Annotated in this window: 5 protein-coding genes and 1 pseudogene; 4 read left to right on the top strand and 2 right to left on the bottom strand. The window is 68.0% G+C overall.

The genetic code is table 11. The features are described from left to right. Together RIN43_RS16115 and trpD are read right to left on the bottom strand one after the other, a co-directional pair. A pseudogene (locus tag RIN43_RS16115) lies at positions 1–141 on the bottom strand (PHP domain-containing protein); the annotation flags it as partial. A gap of 25 nt (positions 142–166) precedes the next feature. Then, positions 167–1,240, bottom strand: a complete 1,074-nt coding sequence (gene trpD / locus RIN43_RS16110; RefSeq protein ID WP_309129940.1) for an anthranilate phosphoribosyltransferase — start codon at positions 1,238–1,240, stop codon at positions 167–169. 130 nt (positions 1,241–1,370) lie between these two features. Between trpD and RIN43_RS16105 the strand changes: the two genes are divergently transcribed. The 4 genes from RIN43_RS16105 to RIN43_RS16090 all read left to right on the top strand — a co-directional run. Then, positions 1,371–2,000, top strand: coding sequence for a heme-copper oxidase subunit III (locus RIN43_RS16105; protein ID WP_203135498.1), 630 nt, complete (start codon positions 1,371–1,373; stop codon positions 1,998–2,000). Positions 2,001–2,021: 21 nt separating this feature from the next. Beyond that, the gene (locus RIN43_RS16100; protein ID WP_309129939.1) at positions 2,022–2,822 is read left to right on the top strand and encodes a cytochrome c; all 801 of its coding nucleotides are present in this window, start codon (positions 2,022–2,024) and stop codon (positions 2,820–2,822) included. Positions 2,823–2,886: 64 nt separating this feature from the next. After that, positions 2,887–3,960, top strand: coding sequence for a Rieske 2Fe-2S domain-containing protein (locus RIN43_RS16095; protein ID WP_309129938.1), 1,074 nt, complete (start codon positions 2,887–2,889; stop codon positions 3,958–3,960). Then, a partial coding sequence (locus RIN43_RS16090) for a cytochrome b N-terminal domain-containing protein (RefSeq protein ID WP_309129937.1) occupies positions 3,960–4,597 on the top strand: 638 nt, incomplete at its 3' end. The genes RIN43_RS16095 and RIN43_RS16090, both read left to right, overlap by 1 nt.

Below are 4,597 nucleotides of genomic sequence, written 5' to 3'. Positions count from 1 at the left end.
GCGCTCGGGATCCCGCTGCGCGGCCGCGTCGAGTCCGGCGACGGTCGCCGCCGCTGTGCGGAAGGCCTTGGCCTTGAACTTCGACGCCCGCTCGCGCTCGAGCAGGTAGGCGATCTCGTTCAGCGCCTCGATCGGATCCATCGCGCCCCCTCGCTCGGACCCCGGCTCAGGCCGAGGGCTGCTGGGCGCCCAGCGCCTGGCTCGCCGCGACCCACTGCGCGAGCTTCTCGGTCGCGCGTCCGTCGTCGATGGCCGCGGCGGCCTCGGTCACCGCCTCCTCGAGGCGCTCGATCATGCCGCGATGCATCTGGGTGGGATCCTGCGACAGCCGATACGCCACGATGCCGGCCGCCGCGTTGAGCAGCACGATGTCGCGCACAGCGCCGGCCTCGCCGGAGAGCGTGCGACGAAGGACGTCCGCATTGTGCTCGGGCGACCCGCCGAGCAGGTCCTCGATCTGCGCGGTCGGCAGGCCCACGTCGCGCGGATGGATGTCGAACTCGTGCACGTCGCCGCGCGAGATCTCCCAGATGCGGCTGTACCCGGTGGTGGTCAGCTCGTCGAGGCCGTCCTCACCGCGGAACACCAGCGCCGTGGCGCCGCGCGTGCGGAACACGCCCGTGATCAGGGGCACGACGTCCGGGTTCGCCACGCCCACCGCATTCGCCTCGGCGCGCGCCGGGTTCACGAGCGGGCCGAGGAAGTTGAACACCGTGGGCACACCGAGCTCGGCGCGCGTCGGCCCGGCGTGGCGGAAGCCGGGATGGAACGCCGCGGCCCAGGCGAACGTGATGCCCGCGCGGTCGAGCACGCCCGCCACCGCCTCGGGAGGCAGCCGCAGGTCGATGCCGAGCGCACTGAGCACGTCCGAGGATCCGGACTGCGAGCTCGCCGCCTTGTTGCCGTGCTTGACGACGGGAACGCCCGTGGCGGCGATCACGATGGACGCCGTCGAGGAGATGTTGACGGTGCCGAAGCGGTCACCGCCCGTGCCGACGATGTCGAGCACGTTCGGGTCGACCTCGAGCGGCACGGCGGCCTCGAGGATCGCGTCCCGGAAGCCGATGATCTCCTCCACCGACTCGCCCTTCGCCCGCAGCGCGAGCAGGAACCCGGCCAGCTGGGCGGACGTCGCCTTGCCCTCCATGACCTGCCGCATCGCCCATGTCGCCTCCGACACGCTGAGGTTCGCGCGGGAGAGAACGGTCGTCAGCACATCCGGCCAGGTCGGTTCCGCCATACGAGCGATCCTAGTCAGGCGACTTCACGGCGATCTCACGCGTGCGTCCCAGCCCTCGCAGAGCCCAAACAATTTCGACGCAACGTCGAAGTTGCCAAACACAGCGCGCGGGATCGGCAATAATGGACGAGTGACTGCACCAGCAACGTTCGCCCCGGCACCCAGAACAGTGAAGCGACCCGACCCTGTCGCCGTCGGCACGATCGTCTGGCTCGGCAGCGAGGTCATGTTCTTCGCGGGCCTGTTCGCGATCTACTTCACCCTCCGCAGCACCTCTCCGGAGCTGTGGGCCTCCCGCACCGAGCTGCTGAACGTCCCGTTCGCGCTCGTCAACACGATCATCCTGGTGCTCTCGAGTGTCACCTGCCAGATGGGCGTGTTCGCGGCCGAGGGGCTGAAGTTCAAGAGCCCGCTGATGCAGAGGCTGATCGGCTGGGGCGTCGTCCCGTGGTTCTGGGTCTCGTTCGCGCTGGGTGCGTTCTTCGTCTCCGGACAGGTGTGGGAGTACGCCACCCTCGTCGCCGAGGGCATGCCGATCAGCGCCGACTCGTACGCTTCCGCGTTCTACCTCACGACGGGCTTCCACGCCCTGCACGTGACCGGCGGACTCGTCGCGTTCCTGCTCACGATCGGCCGCTTCTACGCGGTCAAGCGCGCCCGTCACAAGGAGGCCGTCACCGCCATCGTCGTGTCGTACTACTGGCACTTCGTCGATGTCGTGTGGATCGCGCTGTTCCTCGTCATCTACTTCCTCAAGTAAGAGCGGAGCTACATCACCCTTATGGCACGAGAGAAGAAGCGCCGCTCGAACGGCCGCCGGTCTCCCCTGGCAGCCGCCGCCCTCATCGGCATCGGCCTCATCATCAGCGGCGGCATCTATGCCGGTGCGTCCGCCGCGGTCGCCGCGACGAGCGAGACCACGGTGCACACCGCGCTGACGGCGGACGACGGCGAGAAGCTGTTCCAGGCCAACTGCGCCACCTGTCACGGTCTCGACCTGCAGGGGACCGAAGCCGGTCCGTCCCTGTACGGCGTCGGCGCCCTCGCCGTCGAGTTCCAGGTCTCCACGGGTCGTATGCCCATGCAGCGCCAGGACGTCCAGGCCCCGCAGAAGCCTGTGCAGTTCACCGAGGAGCAGATCCTCGCGATGGCCGACTACGTCCAGTCGGTGGCGCCGGGTCCCGACTTCCCCGACGAGCACCTGCTCGACGGCGAGGGCGATGTGTCCCGCGGAGCCGAGCTGTTCCGCATCAACTGCGCCATGTGCCACAACGTGGCCGCCGCGGGCGGTGCCCTGACCGAGGGCAAGTACGCGCCGGACATCATGGACACCAGCGCGCTGCACATGTACGCGGCGATGGTCACCGGCCCCCAGAACATGCCGGTGTTCAGCGACATGAACCTCACCGAAGAGGACAAGCGCGACATCATCTCGGCCCTGCTCTACCAGCAGAACACCCCCGCCCCCGGTGGATTCACCATCGGCTCGCTCGGCCCCGTGTCGGAGGGCCTGTTCGTGTGGATCTTCGGCATCGGCGCGCTGATCGCGATCACCGTGTGGATCACGGCGAAGTCCAATTGAGCCTTGGCGAACTGATCCCGGCGAACTGAGCATGGCGAACGAAGAAGACGTGACGAGGAGCACCATGGCGCACGAGAGCGACGCGCACGAGGTGGAGATCTACAAGCCCTCCCCCGGCCTGGCCGTTTCGGTTGCCGACCCGGTGCAGAACCCCGGTCTGCCCCCGCACCGGGCGCGCATCACCGACAAGGATCCGAAGGCCGACCGCGCGGCGGACCGCACGGTGTACACGCTGTTCTACCTGTCGGTGGCGGCGAGCATCTGGGCGGTCGCGGCGTACATGCTGTTCCCGATCGAGGACGGCTCGCTCGTCTCGATCCGCAACAACAACCTGTGGATCGGTCTCGGCATCGCCGCGGCACTGCTCGCCATCGGCGTGGGCGCGATCCACTGGTCGAAGTCGCTGATGAGCGACAAGGAGTATGTCGAGGACCGGCACGCCACGCGCGGCACCGAGGAGACGCGTGCCGCCGCTGTCGAGAGCTTCCGTCTCGGCAACGAGGAGTCCGGTTTCGGACGTCGCAAGATGATCCGCAACTCGCTGATCGCTGCCGTCGCGGCGTCGATCATCCCGGGCGTCGCGCTGTTCCGCGGGCTCGCGCCGCACTCCACGCCGGACAACCCCACCGCGGGTGACCCGGTGGCCCTGCTGAACCACACGATGTGGAAGGAGGGCACGCGCCTGGTGCGCGACCCCAACGGCCTTCCCATCAAGGCGTCGGACGTCACGATCGGCTCGGCCGTGCACGTGATCCCCGAGGGCCTGAACGACCTCGGTCACGATGGGGGTCTTCTCGAGGAGAAGGCCAAGGCGATCGTCCTGCTCATGCGTCTGCTCCCCGAGCAGCTCAAGGAGGACGAGGACAAGAAGTCGTGGTCGTACGACGGCATCGTCGCGTACTCCAAGGTCTGCACGCACGTCGGCTGCCCCGTCGCGCTGTACGAGCAGCAGACCCACCACCTGCTGTGCCCCTGCCACCAGTCGCAGTTCGACGTCACCGAGCACGCGAAGGTCATCTTCGGCCCCGCCGCGCGGCCGCTGCCGCAGCTGCCGATCGCTGTCGATGACGAGGGCTACCTCATCGCGCAGAGCGACTTCCACGAACCTGTCGGCCCGAGCTTCTGGGAGCGTCATTGATGAGCACCACCAACGTGACCGAGAAGCCCCAGGCGCCCCTCGGGGGCAAGTTCGTCGGCGCCGCCGCGAACTACATCGACGAGCGCACGAGCGTCTCGGGCTTCGTGAAGGCGCTGGCCCGCAAGGTCTTCCCCGACCACTGGTCGTTCATGCTCGGCGAGATCGCGCTGTGGTCGTTCGTCGTCGTGCTGCTGTCTGGCACGTTCCTGACGTTCTTCTTCCAGGCGTCGATGGCCGAGACGCACTACACGGGCGCGTACGAGCCGATGCGCGGCATCGCGATGTCCTCCGCGCTCGAGTCGACGCTGCGCATCTCGTTCGACGTCCGCGGCGGTCTGCTCGTCCGGCAGATCCACCACTGGGCCGCGCTGGTCTTCATCGCCGGCATCGGCGTGCACATGCTGCGCGTCTTCTTCACCGGTTCGTTCCGCAAGCCGCGTGAGCTCAACTGGGTGATCGGCTTCGTGCTGTTCATCCTGGCCCTGGCCGAGGGCTTCACCGGCTACTCGCTGCCCGACGACCTGCTCTCCGGCAACGGTCTGCGCATCATCGACGGCATGGTCAAGGGCATCCCGATCATCGGCACCTGGACGTCGTTCCTGCTGTTCGGCGGCGAGTTCCCGGGTACCGCGATCGT

Origin of the sequence: Microbacterium sp. (genome assembly GCF_031178445.1) — a bacterium.
Taxonomy (GTDB): Bacteria; Actinomycetota; Actinomycetes; order Actinomycetales; family Microbacteriaceae; genus Microbacterium.
The sequence above is the reverse complement of the archived record's forward strand: the minus strand, read 5'-3'. Positions and strand labels throughout refer to the sequence as shown.

Bases quoted from the DNA above. Each gene is read 5' to 3' on its own strand.
- trpD (WP_309129940.1), bottom strand. From the start codon at position 1,240: ATGGCGGAACCGACCTGGCCGGATGTGCTGACGACCGTTCTCTCCCGC.
- RIN43_RS16100 (WP_309129939.1), top strand. From the start codon at position 2,022: ATGGCACGAGAGAAGAAGCGCCGCTCGAACGGCCGCCGGTCTCCCCTG.
- RIN43_RS16095 (WP_309129938.1), top strand. From the start codon at position 2,887: ATGGCGCACGAGAGCGACGCGCACGAGGTGGAGATCTACAAGCCCTCC.